The organism is Alphaproteobacteria bacterium (assembly GCA_018063245.1).
In the GTDB taxonomy this organism is placed as follows: domain Bacteria; phylum Pseudomonadota; class Alphaproteobacteria; order JAGPBS01; family JAGPBS01; genus JAGPBS01.
In genome coordinates this window covers 1-17417 of the sequence record JAGPBS010000018.1, presented here as the reverse complement: position 1 = coordinate 17417, position 17417 = coordinate 1, and the positions used below count along the sequence as shown (strand labels likewise).

At 40.3% G+C, this 17417-nt stretch carries 19 protein-coding genes; 12 read left to right on the top strand and 7 right to left on the bottom strand.

The features are described from left to right. Positions 1-2: 2 nt before the first annotated feature. Complete coding sequence (locus KBF71_03850) at positions 3-791, bottom strand: ABC transporter permease (protein ID MBP9877450.1); 789 nt, start codon at positions 789-791, stop codon at positions 3-5. Between the two features lie 67 nt (positions 792-858). On the opposite strand from KBF71_03850, the gene KBF71_03845 reads away from it, so the two are divergent. Continuing rightward, positions 859-1422 carry a RecX family transcriptional regulator gene (locus KBF71_03845; GenBank protein ID MBP9877449.1) on the top strand — a complete coding sequence of 188 codons (564 nt, stop codon included), beginning with the start codon at positions 859-861 and terminating at the stop codon, positions 1420-1422. 8 nt (positions 1423-1430) lie between these two features. Here the strand turns inward: KBF71_03845 and KBF71_03840 are convergent, their stop codons facing one another. The 3 genes from KBF71_03840 to KBF71_03830 all read right to left on the bottom strand — a co-directional run bounded on the left by KBF71_03840 (position 1431) and on the right by KBF71_03830 (position 3676). Further along, positions 1431-1889 (bottom strand): hypothetical protein, encoded by a 459-nt coding sequence (locus KBF71_03840; protein ID MBP9877448.1) that lies wholly within the window; start codon positions 1887-1889, stop codon positions 1431-1433. 209 nt (positions 1890-2098) lie between these two features. Continuing rightward, on the bottom strand, positions 2099-3322 hold the full coding sequence (locus KBF71_03835) for a penicillin-binding protein activator (protein ID MBP9877447.1): 1224 nt from the start codon (positions 3320-3322) through the stop codon (positions 2099-2101). A 150-nt stretch (positions 3323-3472) separates the two neighbouring features. Beyond that, a complete protein-coding gene (locus KBF71_03830; protein MBP9877446.1) occupies positions 3473-3676 on the bottom strand; it encodes a hypothetical protein in 204 nt (67 codons plus the stop codon). 582 nt (positions 3677-4258) lie between these two features. Between KBF71_03830 and rsmI the strand changes: the two genes are divergently transcribed. The 11 genes from rsmI (at position 4259) to KBF71_03775 (ending at position 15721) form a co-directional block, all read left to right on the top strand. Beyond that, positions 4259-5137 carry a 16S rRNA (cytidine(1402)-2'-O)-methyltransferase gene (gene rsmI / locus KBF71_03825; protein MBP9877445.1) on the top strand — a complete coding sequence of 293 codons (879 nt, stop codon included), beginning with the start codon at positions 4259-4261 and terminating at the stop codon, positions 5135-5137. Further along, positions 5137-5505 (top strand): YraN family protein, encoded by a 369-nt coding sequence (locus KBF71_03820; protein MBP9877444.1) that lies wholly within the window; start codon positions 5137-5139, stop codon positions 5503-5505. Before rsmI ends, KBF71_03820 begins: the two co-directional genes overlap by 1 nt. Before the next feature lie 49 nt (positions 5506-5554). After that, positions 5555-6157: a BON domain-containing protein gene (locus tag KBF71_03815; protein MBP9877443.1), complete on the top strand. Its 603-nt coding sequence runs from the start codon at positions 5555-5557 to the stop codon at positions 6155-6157. A gap of 15 nt (positions 6158-6172) precedes the next feature. Beyond that, entirely contained in the window at positions 6173-7102 is a 930-nt protein-coding gene (locus KBF71_03810; GenBank protein MBP9877442.1) for a transglutaminase family protein, read from the top strand. Next, positions 7086-8060, top strand: coding sequence for a glutathione synthase (gshB, locus tag KBF71_03805; GenBank protein ID MBP9877441.1), 975 nt, complete (start codon positions 7086-7088; stop codon positions 8058-8060). Before KBF71_03810 ends, gshB begins: the two co-directional genes overlap by 17 nt. A gap of 17 nt (positions 8061-8077) precedes the next feature. After that, positions 8078-9619, top strand: a complete 1542-nt coding sequence (locus KBF71_03800; GenBank protein ID MBP9877440.1) for a YifB family Mg chelatase-like AAA ATPase — start codon at positions 8078-8080, stop codon at positions 9617-9619. A gap of 136 nt (positions 9620-9755) precedes the next feature. Beyond that, a complete protein-coding gene (locus KBF71_03795; protein MBP9877439.1) occupies positions 9756-11219 on the top strand; it encodes an ATP-binding protein in 1464 nt (487 codons plus the stop codon). A 74-nt stretch (positions 11220-11293) separates the two neighbouring features. Continuing rightward, the gene (locus tag KBF71_03790) at positions 11294-12835 is read left to right on the top strand and encodes an acyl-CoA carboxylase subunit beta (protein ID MBP9877438.1); all 1542 of its coding nucleotides are present in this window, start codon (positions 11294-11296) and stop codon (positions 12833-12835) included. A 21-nt stretch (positions 12836-12856) separates the two neighbouring features. Then, positions 12857-13156 (top strand): SCP2 sterol-binding domain-containing protein, encoded by a 300-nt coding sequence (locus tag KBF71_03785; GenBank protein MBP9877437.1) that lies wholly within the window; start codon positions 12857-12859, stop codon positions 13154-13156. Positions 13157-13167: 11 nt separating this feature from the next. Further along, positions 13168-15111: an acetyl-CoA carboxylase biotin carboxylase subunit gene (locus KBF71_03780; GenBank protein MBP9877436.1), complete on the top strand. Its 1944-nt coding sequence runs from the start codon at positions 13168-13170 to the stop codon at positions 15109-15111. A 97-nt stretch (positions 15112-15208) separates the two neighbouring features. Further along, positions 15209-15721 (top strand): acetyl-CoA carboxylase biotin carboxyl carrier protein subunit, encoded by a 513-nt coding sequence (locus KBF71_03775; protein ID MBP9877435.1) that lies wholly within the window; start codon positions 15209-15211, stop codon positions 15719-15721. Positions 15722-15726: 5 nt separating this feature from the next. Here the strand turns inward: KBF71_03775 and KBF71_03770 are convergent, their stop codons facing one another. The 3 genes from KBF71_03770 to KBF71_03760 form a co-directional block, all read right to left on the bottom strand. Further along, entirely contained in the window at positions 15727-16017 is a 291-nt protein-coding gene (locus KBF71_03770) for a DUF1330 domain-containing protein (GenBank protein MBP9877434.1), read from the bottom strand. Beyond that, positions 16017-16880 carry a hypothetical protein gene (locus tag KBF71_03765; GenBank protein MBP9877433.1) on the bottom strand — a complete coding sequence of 288 codons (864 nt, stop codon included), beginning with the start codon at positions 16878-16880 and terminating at the stop codon, positions 16017-16019. Before KBF71_03765 ends, KBF71_03770 begins: the two co-directional genes overlap by 1 nt. A 187-nt stretch (positions 16881-17067) precedes the next feature. Beyond that, the coding region (locus KBF71_03760; protein MBP9877432.1) for a S1 RNA-binding domain-containing protein at positions 17068-17417 on the bottom strand (350 nt) is incomplete at its 5' end.

Sequence of the window (17417 nt, the reverse complement as noted above, 5' to 3'; positions counted from 1 at the left end):
CTTCAATATTTAAGCCTGTAACCAGATGCAAACATCTTATAACAGCTCACAAACAAAATGATATTGATAGTTATTAACATATATATTCCATAAGTCAAGTACCCATCTGCATGTCCGATAAACCCATACCGAAAGCCATCAATCATATAAAAGAATGGATTCACATGAGTAAGATTTTGAAGCACCTGCGGTAAATGATCGATCGTATAAAAAGTCCCCGATAGAAAGGTCAAGGGCGTAATAATAAAATTTGTAACGGCTGATATATGATCCATTTTATCAATCACAATACCGCTTGCAATCCCCATTAAGGAAAGCATCGCGCATCCCAGAATTGAGAACAATATGAGTGCGCCGAAATGATCAATATGAAAAGGATGAAACCACATCAAAATCAAGATCGCCGTCACCCCCACAGCAAGGCCACGGACAATACCGCCAATCATATAACTCACGGTCAGCTCAATAGGCCCCAAAGGCGCAAGTAAAACATCTGTTAGATTTCCTTGCATTTTGCTTACCATCAAAGACGATGAGGTATTGGCAAAAGCATTTTGTACCATGTTCATCATAATAAGGCCTGGCGCCAAAAACTCTAGATAGCTGACATCTTCAAAAGGACTTGCGGCACGCTTCATGACAAGCTGAAATACCAAATAGAACAAGAGTGTCGAGATTACAGGTGCGACAACTGTTTGGACATAGACTTTAAAAAATCGATTAATCTCACGAAAGGAGAGCGTATAGATACCGACCCAGTTAACCCTCCTATATCCCTTATTCGTTTTCATATATGAACCCTTTCTTGTTTTCTATCAAACATGATACACTGAATTAGATGAAAAGGGAAAGAGCATCATGTCATTACCAGAAAGCAACCCATCACTGAAAAAAATTGAACGTCGTCTTGAAAATTCAGGACTCTATTATCTACAACGCTACACAAGCTCAAAAGCCAATTTTGAAGAGGTGATGCGCCGCAAAATTTTAAAATGGGATCTCTCTGATAAAATCACCAATGATCAAATCTCAAACCTGCTTTCAGCGCTTATTCAAAAGTTTGAATCCTTGAAATACCTCAATGATACCCAATATGCCTTGATGAAAATACGCAGCAGTTTTGCCAGCGGCAAATCAAAAAGATGGATTGAACAGTACCTCACTCAAAAATCTCTCTCAAAAGAAGATATCCAAGAAGCCTATGCACTCTATTGTGAGGAGGTAAACCGTGATGAAGATGATACCTTTAACCCAGATCATGAAGCGGCTGTGCGCTATGCGATGAAAAAGCGTCTAGGGCCTTATTCTCGAAAACAGGATTTGCCCCCCGAACTCCTCCAAAAGCACCTAGCCCGCTTAGTGCGGGCTGGGTTTACTTATAATTTGGCGAAAAGAATTTTAACAACTCCCCTGCCAGAATGATATTTATGTTACTTTTTCATATAGCCTGATGGCACAAAAAGCAGCATCAATACTAATACAAAAAACAATACTGAAAACACCATATGAAGATGAAATTTCATCATCATATCATGCAGCATCGGGAAATGTGTCAGCATCATAGGCATACCATATTGAAATACATTCATCATGTATCCAAGGAAAACAAATAACAAGCCCATCATTTTTGAGTGCATCATGCCCATATCTCTAAATCGTTTAACGGACAAAACAAAGAATCCATAATAGACAAACAACATGAAAAGAAAATAGAGCATCAAGTGCCCTCCTACCATCATTGTCATATCCATACCAAGACCCATCATAAACATGTAGGCAAACATAACAAGCATTGATAAAACGACCAACCCAACATAATGACCAAGAAAAGGTAGTCGCATCAATGTTCCATGGTCTACATCACAAAACATTACTTTTAGAAATTTCATCTTAACCTCCCTAATTGTACGTTGACTCTCATTTTTAATTCAGTGTAAAGTTAGAACACCTAACTTTATAAAAATTTTACCACAATTTTATTTAAAATGCAAATTATATTCACTTCTCCCCGAAAAAAGATGCGTAAAACAAGGCACCATTCTTCAAATCAAGAATAGGCAAGACTCTAAAATTCTATATAAAGAGAGCTACAGGAGATTTAAAAACTCTTGGGAGCAGGATCTTTCAGGACCGCACCTTGGGGGGTAATCTCTAAAACGGCTAATCCTCTTTCAATCTGACCTGTGGACGCAAATCGGAAAACACCATCAATCCCAACAAAGCCTGTCGGATTTGTAATTTTATCCGGTGTAAATGCATCTGGTGAGCTTCCTGCCTGACTCAAGACAATAGCAAGTGCTGTTGCATCATAGGCAAGACTTGCTAATCTTGGCGGCGTCTTTTTGAAAGCCTTTTGATAATTGGCCTCAAAACTTTGTTTTTCTTTCAGAGGCGGCGCAGAATAAAGCGCACCATAAAGTGAATCTGGGCTATTTCCTTCATCCCAAAGTCCAGTTCCTAGAACTTTCACATCACCCATATCAATGTTAAGCCCTTGGAATGAAGTGAGGATACGAGCAGATTTATCTTTATTATCTGCCAGAATCAAAGCATCAAACGGAGGCTTTTTCTTTTCAGCGGGATCTGCTCCCGCAAAGCCCATCTGTTGAATCAATGACGTAAAATCACGTATCGCAACTGGATAAGATTTACTGTCAACAAGATCACCACCGGCAAGCCTAATTGCCTCACGCGCACCTTCCGTGACTGAACGACCATAAGGCGTATCAGGGGATAAAATCGCAAATTTCGTCTTGCCAATTGATAAGGCATAATGAACGATCCGGCGCACTTGATCGTTAGGATGGAATCCCATCATATAAATACCAGGCCTTGCCAACACTGTATCATTCGAAAAGGCTAAGACTGGAATTTTTGCATCTAAAGCTTTATGAGAAATCCCTTGAACATCTTGCGAATAGAAAGGGCCAATAACCATACTCACATTTTCAGTTTTCAACTGATTGAAGCCCTGCTTTGCACCTTCTTCACGACTTTTTGTATCAATCGGAATAAGCGCAATGTGTGATGCTTTGCTTTCCAATAAAGCAAGTTGTGATGCATTGAGCAATGATTGACCGACCTCGCGACCACGACCTGTCAAAGGAAGCAAAAGGCCAATTTTTGTCTTTTGCCCAAGAGTTGCATTTGATATCGGCTCATAAGCAGGTTCTTGCACTGCAGCTTGCTGAGCATCGTTCTTTTTAGGTTCTTGAGGCGCAGATGAAGATTTGCCCCAAGGTAAATAGGGTTGACAAGCATTAAGCAAGACAGACATACAAATCATAACCAGAAAAAAACGCGCTCTTGATAGATGTTTCATTAGCTTACCCCATACCTCAGTTCAAAATGACACAATGTGTGTCCCTATTATGAACCTTTCAATGTCAAATTGCAATCAAGACATAAATAAAAAACCGCTGTGACACTGATGCATCACAACGGTTTCTAAGATCACCTAAAAATTCAGCTATTAGCGATAATGACGATGGTGACGATGGTTACGATGACCCCAGTCATCATTATACCAATACCATCCGCCCCAGCCATTGTGTTCCCAACCCCAATCGCCTCTATCCCAGCTATTGTAGCGTCCACCTTCATAAACAGTTGCTGAACAACCAGACAAGAAGCCGCAGACAAAAAGGGCTAAACAGAATTTCAATATTGTTTGCATTTTATGATCCTCATTTCATAACTATATAACTGAGAGAATTATGACAGAGCTGTTGTCAAGTTAGCTCTAACTATCTCACCCTCATTCTGGACCCAATCAATTAAAAAGTCCCTAATAGAAAAAGAGACGCCCCTTCACAAAGAAAAAACCACCAGGAATGATCCATGGTGGTTTTAGAGTCGAAAAAACTGATCTTATTTTAAATCTGAATCATGCATTTTTTCATGTTTTTTCTGAGCTGGTGCGTGGTGCTCTTGCATTAAGCAATAGCATGCTGATAACATTGCACAAGCTGCAATAACAACAACAAATTTAAAAGTCTTTCCCATTATTTTTCTCCTAGTTGATATTTTTGGAAAACGCTGTTTGGTAGATGGAAAACAAGATCTCACGTCTGTTTTGATCAAATTTTACGATCACACAAATTACATTGTGAAGCGATTCGTTTAAAAAAACAATAACATCCATTCGTTATTTTTAAAAAGCCTTCACAAGCTCCTATTTGATAGATGAAATGAAAAGCATTTCGTTGTAAACTATAAAATAATAAACACTTTCCTTCACTGACTCAGAGAAAATCAGATGCTCACGCCCCCTACCGATCCATCAAAAGAGCAAAAATTAAAGGCTGGCCTTTACCTTATTGCAACACCAATTGGAAACCTCGAAGATATTACACTCCGGGCCTTACGAATCTTAAAGTCGGTCAATTTGCTTTTATGTGAAGATAAACGCACCTCAGCCAAACTCTTAAATCACTACGGTATCAAAATACCGCTATTAGCTTATCATGATCACAATTCAGAAAAACTTGGACCGTCTCTTATAGCCCAAATACAAAATGGTGCAGCAATTGGACTTATCTCTGATGCAGGCACCCCCCTCATTTCAGACCCAGGCTTTCAGATTGCTCAACTTTGCATTGAGCACAATCTTTATGTAACATCAATACCTGGCCCATGCGCCTTTATCACAGCTCTTACAATCTCGGGATTACCAGTCCACAATTTTCATTTTGGCGGCTTTTTACCTGCTAAATCAGGAGAGCGGAAATCTGTTCTTGAAAGAATAAAATCGTTTCATTCAACTCTTATTTTTTATGAGTCACCACATCGCATCTTAAAAACACTCGATGATATTCGGACAATCTTCAATAACCGTCAGGTTGTTCTTTGCCGAGAGCTTACAAAATACTATGAAGAACGCCTTTCTGGCTCTGCCGCTGAATTACATGACCAGCTTGCCAGCCGCGATTCAATCAAGGGCGAATTTGTTTTGCTGATCAAGGGCGCAGATGAAGATGAGTTTAAACTCTCAGAAGATGAACTCCAACTTCAAATTCGAAAGCTCTTAAAGCTCAATTTACCTGCCAAAGATATTAGAGACCGTCTTTCTGGCAAAACAGGACGCTCTAAAAAAGAAATCTATCAACTCATCCTGTCTTTGAAAGAGTCAAATTAGTGGTCAAAAAATATAAATCAATCAAAGCAAGGCACTCTTACGGCAAATGGGGGGAAAGATTTGCTATCATCTTTCTCATGCTCAAGGGCTATAAAATTTTGCACCATAATTATGAATCGCCTCTTGGTGAGATTGATATTATTGCTCGCCGAAAAAATGATCTTTGCTTTATAGAAGTTAAAAGCCGCCAAACAACCGAAGAGGCCTCTTATGCAATCAGCCAAACACAGCTTCATCGTATCAAACGCGCTGCAACAGCTTATATTGCAAGACAAGACCGATATGTTCGACTGAATCATCGATTTGATGCCATCTACATCAGACCTTGGTCTTTACCGATTCATTTAAAAAACATCCTTGAAACTTGAGAAAGACCTGTTTAAAAATAAGGGTACTCTTTTATAAAGCGAGGACATCATGAATTTTAAAAAAATCACTATTTCTGCTCTATGCCTCTCAATCATTGCACTTTCATCATCAGGGTGCACACCTGCAACCATGGCTATTGGCGCAGGCGCAACGGCTGGTGTCGGTGTTGCTCAAGATAAAAAACTCAAAGATGCCGGCAAAGATGCCGCAATTAAACTACAACTAGGCGATAAATTATTCAAACGCGATATTGAAATTTTCCAACAAGTCAGTACAAAAGTCTTTGAGGGTCGTGTTTTATTAACAGGCGTTGTTCAAAACCCGATGCACCGCGTTGAAGCCGCCCGTCTTGCTTGGCAAATCGATGGTGTTCAGGACGTTATCAATGAAATCAAAGTCCAGGATAGCGATGGTATTTTCGGATATAGCAAAGATACCTGGATCACGACACAATTAAAAACGCAGCTGACATTCGATAGAGAGGTAAAAGCCATCAACTATACGATTGAGACAGTAGCAGGCACTGTTTATCTTCTAGGAATTGCACGCACACAAACAGAACTCGATCATGTCATGGATGTCGCAAAAAATATTAGCTATGTTAAGGATGTGGTGAGTTATGTAAGGTTAAAATCAGAAAGACCATCATAACGGAAGGAGATAATCATGATTCCTAATTTGCTGGGAAACGATATCGAAAAAAACTATACAAAAACGGATATCAAAAAAATTCTACAAAAAGTCAGCAAGGCCAGCGACACTGAGATTAACCTCGCTGAAACAGCCTTACTTCTTTCAAAATATCTACTGCCAGACACAAACCTACCTTTATACCTCAGTCATCTGCTGTATATTCAAAAATCCCTTCAAGAGGCTCTGCCGCAAAAAGAATTAGACATTGAAGAAAAAGCCATTTTTCTAAGCAAAATCCTCTATAAAAAGCTCTCATATGAAGGGGATATGATGAGCTTTGATAAGATTGAAAATGCGAATCTTGCAAGCGTCATCGATAGACGTAAGGGTCTACCTATTTCTCTTGGCATCATTTATATCTATGCTGCGCAAATGCTGGGATGGTCTATGGAAGGCATTCAATTTCCTGGTCACTTTTTAATACGTCTACAAGATGAAAATGGCAGGCTCATTATTGATCCCTTTCATAAGGGAGAGATCCGTAAACCTGAAGAACTAAGAGCCCTCATAAAAGTGAGCCTAGGCCCTGAGGCAGAATTGATTCCTGAGTTTTTTGAACCTTGTGAGAATAAGGAAATCATCCAACGTCTCCTCAATAATTTAAAACTACGCCTTTTAAGAGCAAGTAAGTTAGATATCTCAATTGATGTGCTCTCCTTAATGCTTATTTTTTCACCAAAAAGCGCACGATTACAAAGACAGCTGGGACTTTTACAAGCTCACACAGGACGCTTTAAAGAGGCGATTGCCTCTTTTGAAAAATTTCTATTGCTTAATGATGATAAAGAGGTTAAACCACAAGAGATTTCCAAAACAGAAATTCGCCAAGTCATGGAAATCTTGAGTAAGTTAAAGAATAATAAAAAACCGAACATCATGGGCCCTTATGATACAATCTTCTAAACCACCTAAAAAACTTGCCTTACAGATGGATCCCATTGAGAGCCTCAACCATGGTTGGGACAGTTCACTTCTTTTGGCCTATGAAGCAAGTCAACGTGGGTATCAACTTTTTCATTATCTTCCATCAAGCCTCTCTTTAACACCAAGGGGCCTTATTGCACATGGCGTTTCCTTTACTGTTAGTGCTGATGGACTCACCCTAACACAGAGTGAGAAACAGACACTCCAACTTGAGGAAATGGATGTACTCATGATTCGCCAAGATCCTCCCTTTGATATGTCCTATATCACGGCGACCTATTTGCTTGAACATTTGAAGGGAAAGGTTTGCCTCATCAATAATCCAACTGCAATTCGTGATCATCCTGAAAAAATTCTCATGACGCATTTCAAAGACTTGATCCCACCGACACTCATTTCAAGCACACAATCTGACATTGAATCTTTTAGAAAAGACTATGGCGATATCGTGATAAAGCCACTCTATGATGGTGGAGGCTTTGGGGTCATCCAGCTCAAGAAAGATGATGGAAATCTCTCAGCTCTGCTCGACCTTCATGCACGCTTAAGCAATGTCCCGCTGATTGTTCAAAAATATCTGCCTGAAGTTATGAAAGGTGATAAGCGTATTATTCTATTCAACGGTCAGTTTGTTGGTGGCCTTAATCGAATACCCGCACAAGGGGAGTTTCGCTCAAATATCAGAGCAGGCGGCATCGGCCAAAAACTTGAAATGACAAAACGAGATCATGAAATATGTGAGGCAATTGGCCCAACATTAAAAGAACAAGGCCTTTTCTTTGCCGGCATTGATGTGATAGGTCCCTATCTGACTGAAATAAATGTCACTTCGCCAACAGGTCTGCGCGGTGTTAATCAATTTGACCAAACTCAGATTGAAAAACAGTTCTGGGATGGTGTTGAAAAACATCTTCTACCAAACACACGATCACATTAAACACAAAAGGATTTTCCATGGTTGCTCGTATTTCAACACTGACTTTTCAAGGCATTCATGTCCGTGATGTTGATGTTCAGGTTCAAATGAGCAATGGCTTTGTTGCTTTTAATATCGTTGGCCTGCCTGATAAAGCCGTTGCTGAAAGTCGTGAACGCGTCAGAGCTGCCTTGCACGCTATTGGCCTATCTTTGCCTGCTCAGCGCATCACCGTAAACCTTGCACCAGCAGATCTCTTGAAAGAAGGCAGTCATTTTGACTTACCAATCGCACTTGCCTTAATGACAATCATGGGCGTCCTCCCACGTGATGAAATGAGCCAATATCTCGCTCTTGGCGAACTTGGTCTTGATGGAACCATTGCACCAGTTGGCGGTATTTTACCTGCTGCGATTCACGCTCAATCCAAATCTCAAGGTATCATTTGCCCTGAAGCCTGCGGCGCTGAGGCCGCTTGGGCAAGTGAAATTCAGATTCTAGCAGCACCACATCTGCTCTCTCTTGTCAATCACTTCAAAGGCGTTCAACTCCTTGAGCAACCAACTGCCAGCATGCGGCTCCAAGAACCAATGAAAGGTGATATGAGTGATATCAAAGGACAAGAAAGCGCAAAATTTGCAATGGAAATTGCAGCAGCTGGTGGACACAACATCTTGCTAAGTGGTCCACCCGGATCAGGCAAATCAATGTTGGCATCGCGTCTTATTTCAATTCTGCCACCTCTATCGCCGGCTGAAGCACTTGAAACATCAATGATTCACTCTGTTGCTGGTAAAATTCAAGAAGGCAAAATTTTAGCACAAAGACCTTACCGCACGCCGCACCATACAGCATCAACAGCATCTCTGGTTGGTGGTGGACAGAAAGCAATGCCTGGAGAGATTTCTCTTGCCCATAATGGTGTGCTCTTTTTAGATGAGCTACCAGAATTTGGACCTCAATCTTTAGAAGCTTTAAGGCAACCCCTTGAAGTTAGGAATATCTCTGTGTCACGTGCAAATCATCACATCACTTATCCTGCAAATATCCAATTGGTTGCAGCCATGAATCCGTGTAAATGTGGCCATCTAGGCGATAATGATTTGGCATGTAACCGCGCGCCAAAATGCGGTATGGATTATCAAAATAAAATCTCCGGCCCCATTTATGATCGCATCGATTGTCATATTGATGTACCTGCCGTTAGCCCAATGGAACTAGGTCGTTTAAGTGGCGGAGAAAGCTCTGCTACAATTTTACAGCGTGTTATGAGAGCGCGTGACATTCAGCTTGAAAGATACAAAAAATTTCATCCAAACGAAGAGTCTCCCACAGCCTTTTTAAACTGCCATGCTGATGGACCTTATCTTGAATCCATCACCGAGCTTGATGACTTAACAAGGCATTTTTTAATGGAGGCCTCTGAAAAGTTTAAACTATCTGCACGTGGGTATCACCGTATCTTACGCCTTGCGCGTAGTCTTGCTGATCTTGAAATGCAAGAACGCATTTTAAAAACTCATATCTCTCAGGCCTTGCATTTCCGGCGGCAGCATCTCAGACGTCCGCAAGCGGCATAATCTCATCTTTTAAATTCATTTAATAGTTATTGCCGGTTATAATACACACATAAGCGGCAATAACTTAGTTGCAAAAATAGTTATTGCCGGTTATAATATATACATAAGCGGCAATAACTATTAAATGAGGCACAATATGAACATCATCGGCCGACAAAAGGAAATCTCTCTTTTTCAAAAAATACTATCATCAAAACAAGCTGAATTCATTGCTGTCTATGGACGTAGACGTGTTGGAAAAACCTTTCTGATTCATGAGTTCTTCTCATCTCATGATATCTATTTAGAATGTACAGGGCTTAAAGATGGCGCCTTAAAAGATCAACTATCTAATTTTATTAATGCCTTTACTCAAACCTTTTATCCCGAGCTCCCAAAAGGAACCTCTTTCACACCACCCAAATCTTGGCAGGAGGCCTTCAATCATTTGACATTTGAGTTCAAAAAAATCTCGCCACAAAAAAGAATCATCATTTTTTTCGATGAACTTCCTTGGCTTGCAAGCCCAAAGTCGGAGCTACTGCAAAATCTCGATTATTTCTGGAACACACAATGGAGCCAAATGCCGAATGTGAAACTCATTGTGTGTGGCTCTGCAGCTTCATGGATGATAAATAACTTGATCAATGCAAAAGGCGGCCTCCATAACCGAACAACCCGCACCATGCTCTTAGAACCCTTTAATTTATCTGAAACAAAAACTTATCTTCTTGCAAAGAAAATAAAAGCAAAAAACCAGGATATCTTAAATCTCTATATGGCAATTGGAGGCATACCCTATTATTTGAATCATCTAGATCCTGCAAAATCTTTTTCACAAAATATCAACGAACTTTGCTTTAAACAAGATGGCCTTCTTTATAATGAATTCTCCAGGCTTTTTCATTCTCTTTTCACCAATCCTGAATTTTCAATCAAGCTTGTTAAAGAGGTAGGCTCCAAATTATATGGCGTTTCTATGGCAGACCTTCTCAAAAAACTAGAAAAAAAAGCTGGGGGACGTTTTCAAGACCGACTCAACGAACTAGAAGCTGCTGGATTTATTAAAAAATTCACACCCTACGGGAAAAAAACCCGAGATCATCATTATCGTCTTACTGACCCCTACTGCCTTTTCTACTTAACTTGGATAGAAGAATTTGTTCAACGGAATGACATCCCTCTAGGGGCTGATTATTGGTCTAGATTATCAAAATCTTCTAAATGGAATAGTTGGACCGGCTATGCTTTTGAAAATATATGCCACCTTCATGCTGACAAAATTATTGATGCTTTAAATTTGAGTAATATTGGTTGCATTGTAAGTCGCTGGCGCTTTACACCACCTTCTAAATCAGCAGAAAATGGAGCAGAAATCGATATGATTATTGATAGAGACGATGGCGCCATTACACTCTGTGAAATAAAATATACATCTGACCCTTATGTTATTGAGAAAAGCTATGCACGTATTTTAGCCAATAAAATGATATCATTTGAATCTCATTTTAAACCCAATAAACAAGTTTTTTTTACTTTCATTACAACAAATGGCCTTAAAAAAAACATCTGGTCTGAAGATCTCGTCACTCATTCAATAGATCTATCAGCTTTCTTTTAGAGCTTAAAAATTAAATTTTCCTTCATGTGATTAATGCTAAGCTTGAAACAAAGATCATTTGTTGGAATCGTAACATGCCCATCGCTCAGACAAAAATTCATCAACTCACTGAAAAGAAACAGCAATCTCTTGAGGGTGGCGGCGCGCAAAAAATAAAAGCACAACACCAAAAGGGCAAACTCACAGCGCGTGAGCGAATTAACATTCTCCTTGATCCTGGATCTGTCATGGAATTCGGAGCCTTGGTTGAACATCAATGTCATGATTTTCATATGGGTCAACAAAAGATTCCTGGAGATGGTGTCATTACTGTTTATGGGACCATAAAAGGCCGTCCTGTTTTTGTTTTTGCTCAAGATTTCACTGTTTTTGGCGGCGCTCTCTCCGTTGCTCATGCTGAAAAGATATGCAGACTCATGGATCATGCACTCAAAACAAGGACACCTCTCATTGGTATAAATGATTCTGGAGGCGCTCGCATTCAAGAAGGTGTTGCCTCTTTGGGCGGTTATGCAGAAGTTTTTCAGCGGAATGTCTTAGCCTCAGGCGTGATCCCTCAAATCTCTCTTATCATGGGCCCATGTGCTGGAGGCGCAGTCTATTCACCTGCCATGACCGACTTTATTTTCATGACGCAAAATTCCAGTTATATGTTTGTGACAGGTCCAGATGTGGTTAAAACTGTCACGCATGAGATTCTGACAGCTGAAGAACTCGGCGGCGCCAATACACATACCATTCGCTCAGGCGTTGCAGATCTGTCATTTGATAATGATATCGAAACGCTTCTCGGCATGCGTGATTTTGTTCAATATATGCCATCATCAAACATCAAACCAGCTCCTCAGCTTGACACAACTGACCCTGTTGATCGAGATCTGGCTTTTCTTGATAGATTAGTGCCTACATCTTCACATGAACCTTATGACATGAAAGACCTGATCACAGCTGTTGTTGATCATGGAACTTTTTTTGAACTCAAACCCAATCACGCCCAAAATATGATAACTGGTTTTGGTCATGTGAATGGCAGGCCTGTTGGTTTTGTTGCTAATCAGCCCATGGTGTTGGCTGGATGTCTTGACATTGAATCCTCTGTCAAAGCAGCCCGCTTTGTAAGATTCTGTGACTGCTACAACATACCAATTATCACATTTGTTGATGTACCAGGCTTTTTACCAGGCCTTAGTCAAGAACACGGCGGCATTATCAAACATGGTGCAAAACTCCTCTTTGCTTATGCTGAAGCAACGACGGCTAAGATCACCGTTATCACACGCAAAGCCTATGGTGGCGCTTATGATGTGATGGCCTCAAAGCATCTCAGAGGCGACATTAATCTTGCCTGGCCATCTGCTGAGATTGCTGTTATGGGCGCTAAAGGGGCTGTTGAAATTATCTTCAAAAAAGATGCAGGCAATCCAGAAAAACTCAAAGAACATGTCAAACATTATGAGGACAAGTTCTCAAGTCCCTATATTGCTGCAGCAAGAGGCTATATAGATGATGTGATCTACCCACGACAAACTCGTGAGTTCTTGGCGCAGTCTCTTAACATGCTCCAAAACAAAAAACTCGAAAATCCTTGGAAAAAACACGACAACATCCCTTTATAACAAAAATAGAAAGGCACCCTCATGGATATGGAACTTTTAAATGAAGCTCAAAAACAACTCGACAAACTGGGAAATCTTGGCGCTCGAGTCTCTTTTGATTTTGGTGACAATGGCGGCATTTTCATTGATGCACGCGAAAAGCCTGCTGTGATTGAAATCTTAAATGATCAAGAAAGCGACTGTAATATTTCTGTGAAAGAAGAAGATTTCAAAAAAATGATGAACGGGTCTTTAAGTCCAATGATGGCTTTCACTTTAGGTAAATTAAAGATCAAAGGCTCCATGGGCATTGCCATGAAACTCTCTTCTTTATGGGATTAATTTGAGGCAACATGAGTCAAAAATCATTCATTCCAAAACGCATTCTTGTTGCCAATAGAGGCGAGATCGCTTGCCGTATTATAAAATCCATCATCAAAATGGGGCACCAAGCAATTGCCATTTATTCTGATGCTGATGCAACAGCTCTTCATGTTGAATTGGCTCATGAGGCCTATTACCTCGGCCCCCCACCTGTGACAAAAAGCTATCTGAATGTTGACCGTATCATTGAGATTTGCCTTGAGCAAAAAATAGATGCTGTTCATCCAGGCTACGGCTTTTTATCAGAAAATACTGATTTTGCAAGACGTATTGAAAATGAAGGTATTACCTTTATAGGCCCAAATCCGACTGCTATTGATCAGATGGGTGATAAAATCACCTCACGCACTTTAGCTGAACAACAAAAGATCCCTGTCGTTCCTGGCTTTTCATCTGAGTCAGCAACACTTGCAGACTACACAAAAGCCGCAGAAAAAATTGGCTTTCCAATTTTACTGAAAGCCTCTGGCGGGGGTGGCGGTAAAGGAATTCGGATCTTAAATTCAGTCGCTGAACTGAAGGAACAGTTGCCTCTTGTTCAAAGCGAAGCCAAAAAATATTTTGCTGATGACCGTGTTTTTCTTGAAAAATACATCACCAATCCACGCCATATTGAAATGCAGATCTTGGGCGACAAGCATGGAAATATCGTTCATTTGGGTGAACGTGAGTGCTCCATTCAACGCCGCTACCAAAAGCTTATTGAAGAAACACCCAGCCCTTTTGTGACGTCTGAGATGCGGGCAAAAATGGCAACAGCCGCTCTTAGCCTTGTAAAAGCAATTGGTTATGACTCAGCTGGGACGATCGAATTTATCGTCGATGAAAATCGCTCTTTTTATTTCCTTGAGATGAACACACGCCTACAGGTTGAACATCCTGTTACTGAATTTGTAACAGGGCTTGATCTTGTCAAAGAAATGATCCAAGTCGCCTTCAAAGAGCCTCTCTCTTTCTCTCAAAAAGATATTCAATTCAAAGGCCATGCGATTGAATGCAGGCTCATTGCAGAAGATCCTTTTCAGAATTTTGCACCTTCAACAGGACTTATCAAAGAGTTCAAAATCCCACCAAAAGAAAATCTTCGCATTGATACAGGGATCGTGCCAGGTGATCGCATCAGCGTCTATTATGACTCTCTCATCAGCAAGGTCATTGCCTACGGCAAGTCACGGCTTGAAGCCATCAACTGTCTAATTCAAAGCTTAGAGGAGACTGTGATATCTGGCATATCAACCAATCTTGATTTCACAACCAGCATTTTAAAACATCCCAAATTTCAAAGTGGCGATATATCAACACACTTTATCCCAACCTATTTTCCGCAAGACCAGTTTACCAAACCGGCCGACGATAAAATCATTGAAGAACTATCTGTTATCGCTCTCTGGACTTATCTTCAAGACAATCCATTTCCCGGCGAAACAGATTATATGCTCTATATTACCAATCGTAAAACACCTATCACATTATCTCTTAAATCGCTTGAGACAATCAAATCAAATTGGCAAAAGGGTGATTCGTTCTGGAGAGGAACGATCAAGAATATCCCTTTTAACTGCCGCATTCAGCAAGATGGTCATCACTTTGTTTTCTATCACGATAGTCAAAAAATTGAAGGCATAATATATCCGTCACGTTTTTTACCCTATTTGCAGAATGTCCCCCTCAAAAAGAACCAGGAGAGCGCGAATATAATCCTCGCTCCCATGCCTGGACTCATTTTAAATGTGCTTGTGGAACAGGGACAGAAAGTTGAAATCGGTCAAGGAATCCTCTCAATGGAAGCGATGAAGATGGAAAATATCCTGAAAACAACCATCGCCGGAACCATTGAAAAAATACATGTGAAACAAGGAGATAAAGTGAATCAACGTGATACACTCGTTGTGTTATCCGAGCTCACTTCGTAAAAAAAGTATGAAGATTTCTTGACATTTTTATTAAACCCGACTATTTCTTATGTGTCGTCCTGGCGCCCGCTTAACCAAAAATCAAAAGGAGACCATAATGACGATGACTTTATTTTTAAAAGATTCATTTCCACAAATTGTAAAAGAGCTATGCCCTGAGGATATCAAAAACCTCTCTAGCACGAATCATGAGATGCGTCTTTTCTTTACAGATCCCAGCACAGCAGTACAAATCTGGCAACCTCTTGTACCAAGCTTTCCAGAGAGCATGATGGTTTGTCAAACAAGGGCTGACATCATTCAAAGAGGCCCAGACTATTTTGCGAGAACAATTGACTTTTTGAGCTTGAATGAGCGTTGTGTCGCAAAACTTACTTATAGTAAAATCGACCCAAATTCTCTTGTATGGTCTACAGTGTCAGGACAAATTGATGCTATTTATATAAAAGAAAATGATCCAATTATAGCAACTACAAATCTCTTCCTTATTTGTGCAATGAAAATGGAAATGCGCATAAGAGCAGGTATAGCTGGTACGATTAAGAAGGTTTTTGTCACTGAACGCATGGAAATTGAACCAGGCCATCTCATGGCTTTGATCCGCTCATAATTTGCTTAAACGCGACCATCAACAAGTATAATGTTGCTAATCGTGTTCTCTTTCCGGAGATTGATAATGTTTTGATAAGCATCACTCTTATACCAAGTCTCTGCTGCAGCCCTTGTTGGAAATTCAATAACAACGTGCATATCTCCGATGGATGCACCTTCCACTTGGGTTGCTTGGTCGGTTCTCACAATAATTTCCCCTCCAAAAGCCTTTGAGGTAAAAGCTTTGCTGCAATAGTCTGCAAAGCCATCAGGGTTAGTCACTGTTATGTGTACAATGTAATATGCTTTTGTCATCAGGCATCCCTTTCTGTGAAACCTAATGTAATCTCTCTTTTGGGATACTTGGCTTGAATGTCTTGCAGCGCTTTCAAGCCCTCTTTTCCAATTTCGTTACTCCCGAGATCAAGTTTGACCAATGTTTTGTTAACCAAGAGGCTATCTGCGAGCGCAATAACACCCTCAGCATGAATGTAATAATTACAAAAGAGACTAAGGCTTGTCAAAGATTGATCCACCTCAAGAGCTTCAGCAAGCAATTTACCACCCTCATTCCCAACTGAATTTCCAGAAAGACTAAGTGCTGTCAGCGTTGTATTCACTTTAAGAGCAGCCGCAAAGGCCTGGGCGCCTTCATTTCCAATACGATTCGCTGGAAGAAGAAGTTCTTTCAGTGTTCTATTCTCTTGAAGGGCAGCAGCAAGAGCCTTTGCTCCGGCATCTCCGATTTGCCCTTGCCAAATCACAATACTTGTCAGGCTATTGTTGGATCTGAGAGCATCTGCAAGCTGTGCTATGCCTTGATCACCAATTTCGTAAGTGATCCTTACCTTGGTTATGTAAGCACTACCTTGACAAAATGAGGTGAGCTCTTCTTGATTACTGATGTCGCAACCCAACGTGTCGGATAGCACCTGATCTTGAGAATGTGCTTCCACTCTTCTACGAAAGTCTTGCAATGATATATATCCCGATTTATTCTTAGCAACTTCTCGATCCTGGGTCAGTGTTAATTCCCTGAGCTCATTGTTAAAAAATTTATCCCTACCGTCTTGTGATTTAGGAATAAGCGTTTCTAAATCTGACTTAATGCTTGAAGGATATTGTTTTGATAATTCAGATGCTGGAATAGAATCTTTTGAAACAGGTAGAGATGTCATGTTATTATGTCCTTCTTATATTTATGAGCCTATAGAATATAATCTACAAAGAAAATATCAACTAAAAATTTACTTACCAATACTCAATTTGAAAGAAATAGAACTTTCATCTCTTTGTAATTTATACAAAACAGAAAAACAGGGCCCGAGAGCCCTGTTTTTCTGAAAGTCTTTCTTGAGAGAAAGATTACCCTTTCTTCGATGCTTTTTCTTCAGCGATTGCTTTTTGCTGCTGTAAAGCGGCTCCAAGAATATCACCCAAAGAAGCGCCGCTGTCTGAAGAACCAAACTCAGCCATAGCTTGTTTTTCTTCTTCAATTTCGCGTGCTTTGATTGAAAGATTCACTTTCTTGTCTTTTTTCTCAATTGACATGATCTTCGCGTCAACTTTTTCACCAACAGCGAAACGGTCAACACGTTGTTCTGAACGATCACGCGCCAGGTCAACTTTCTTGATAAAGCCAATCACGCCTTCTGTGATCTCAACTTCAATGCCAGCATCTTGAAGAGATGTAATTGTACAAGTGACAATATCAC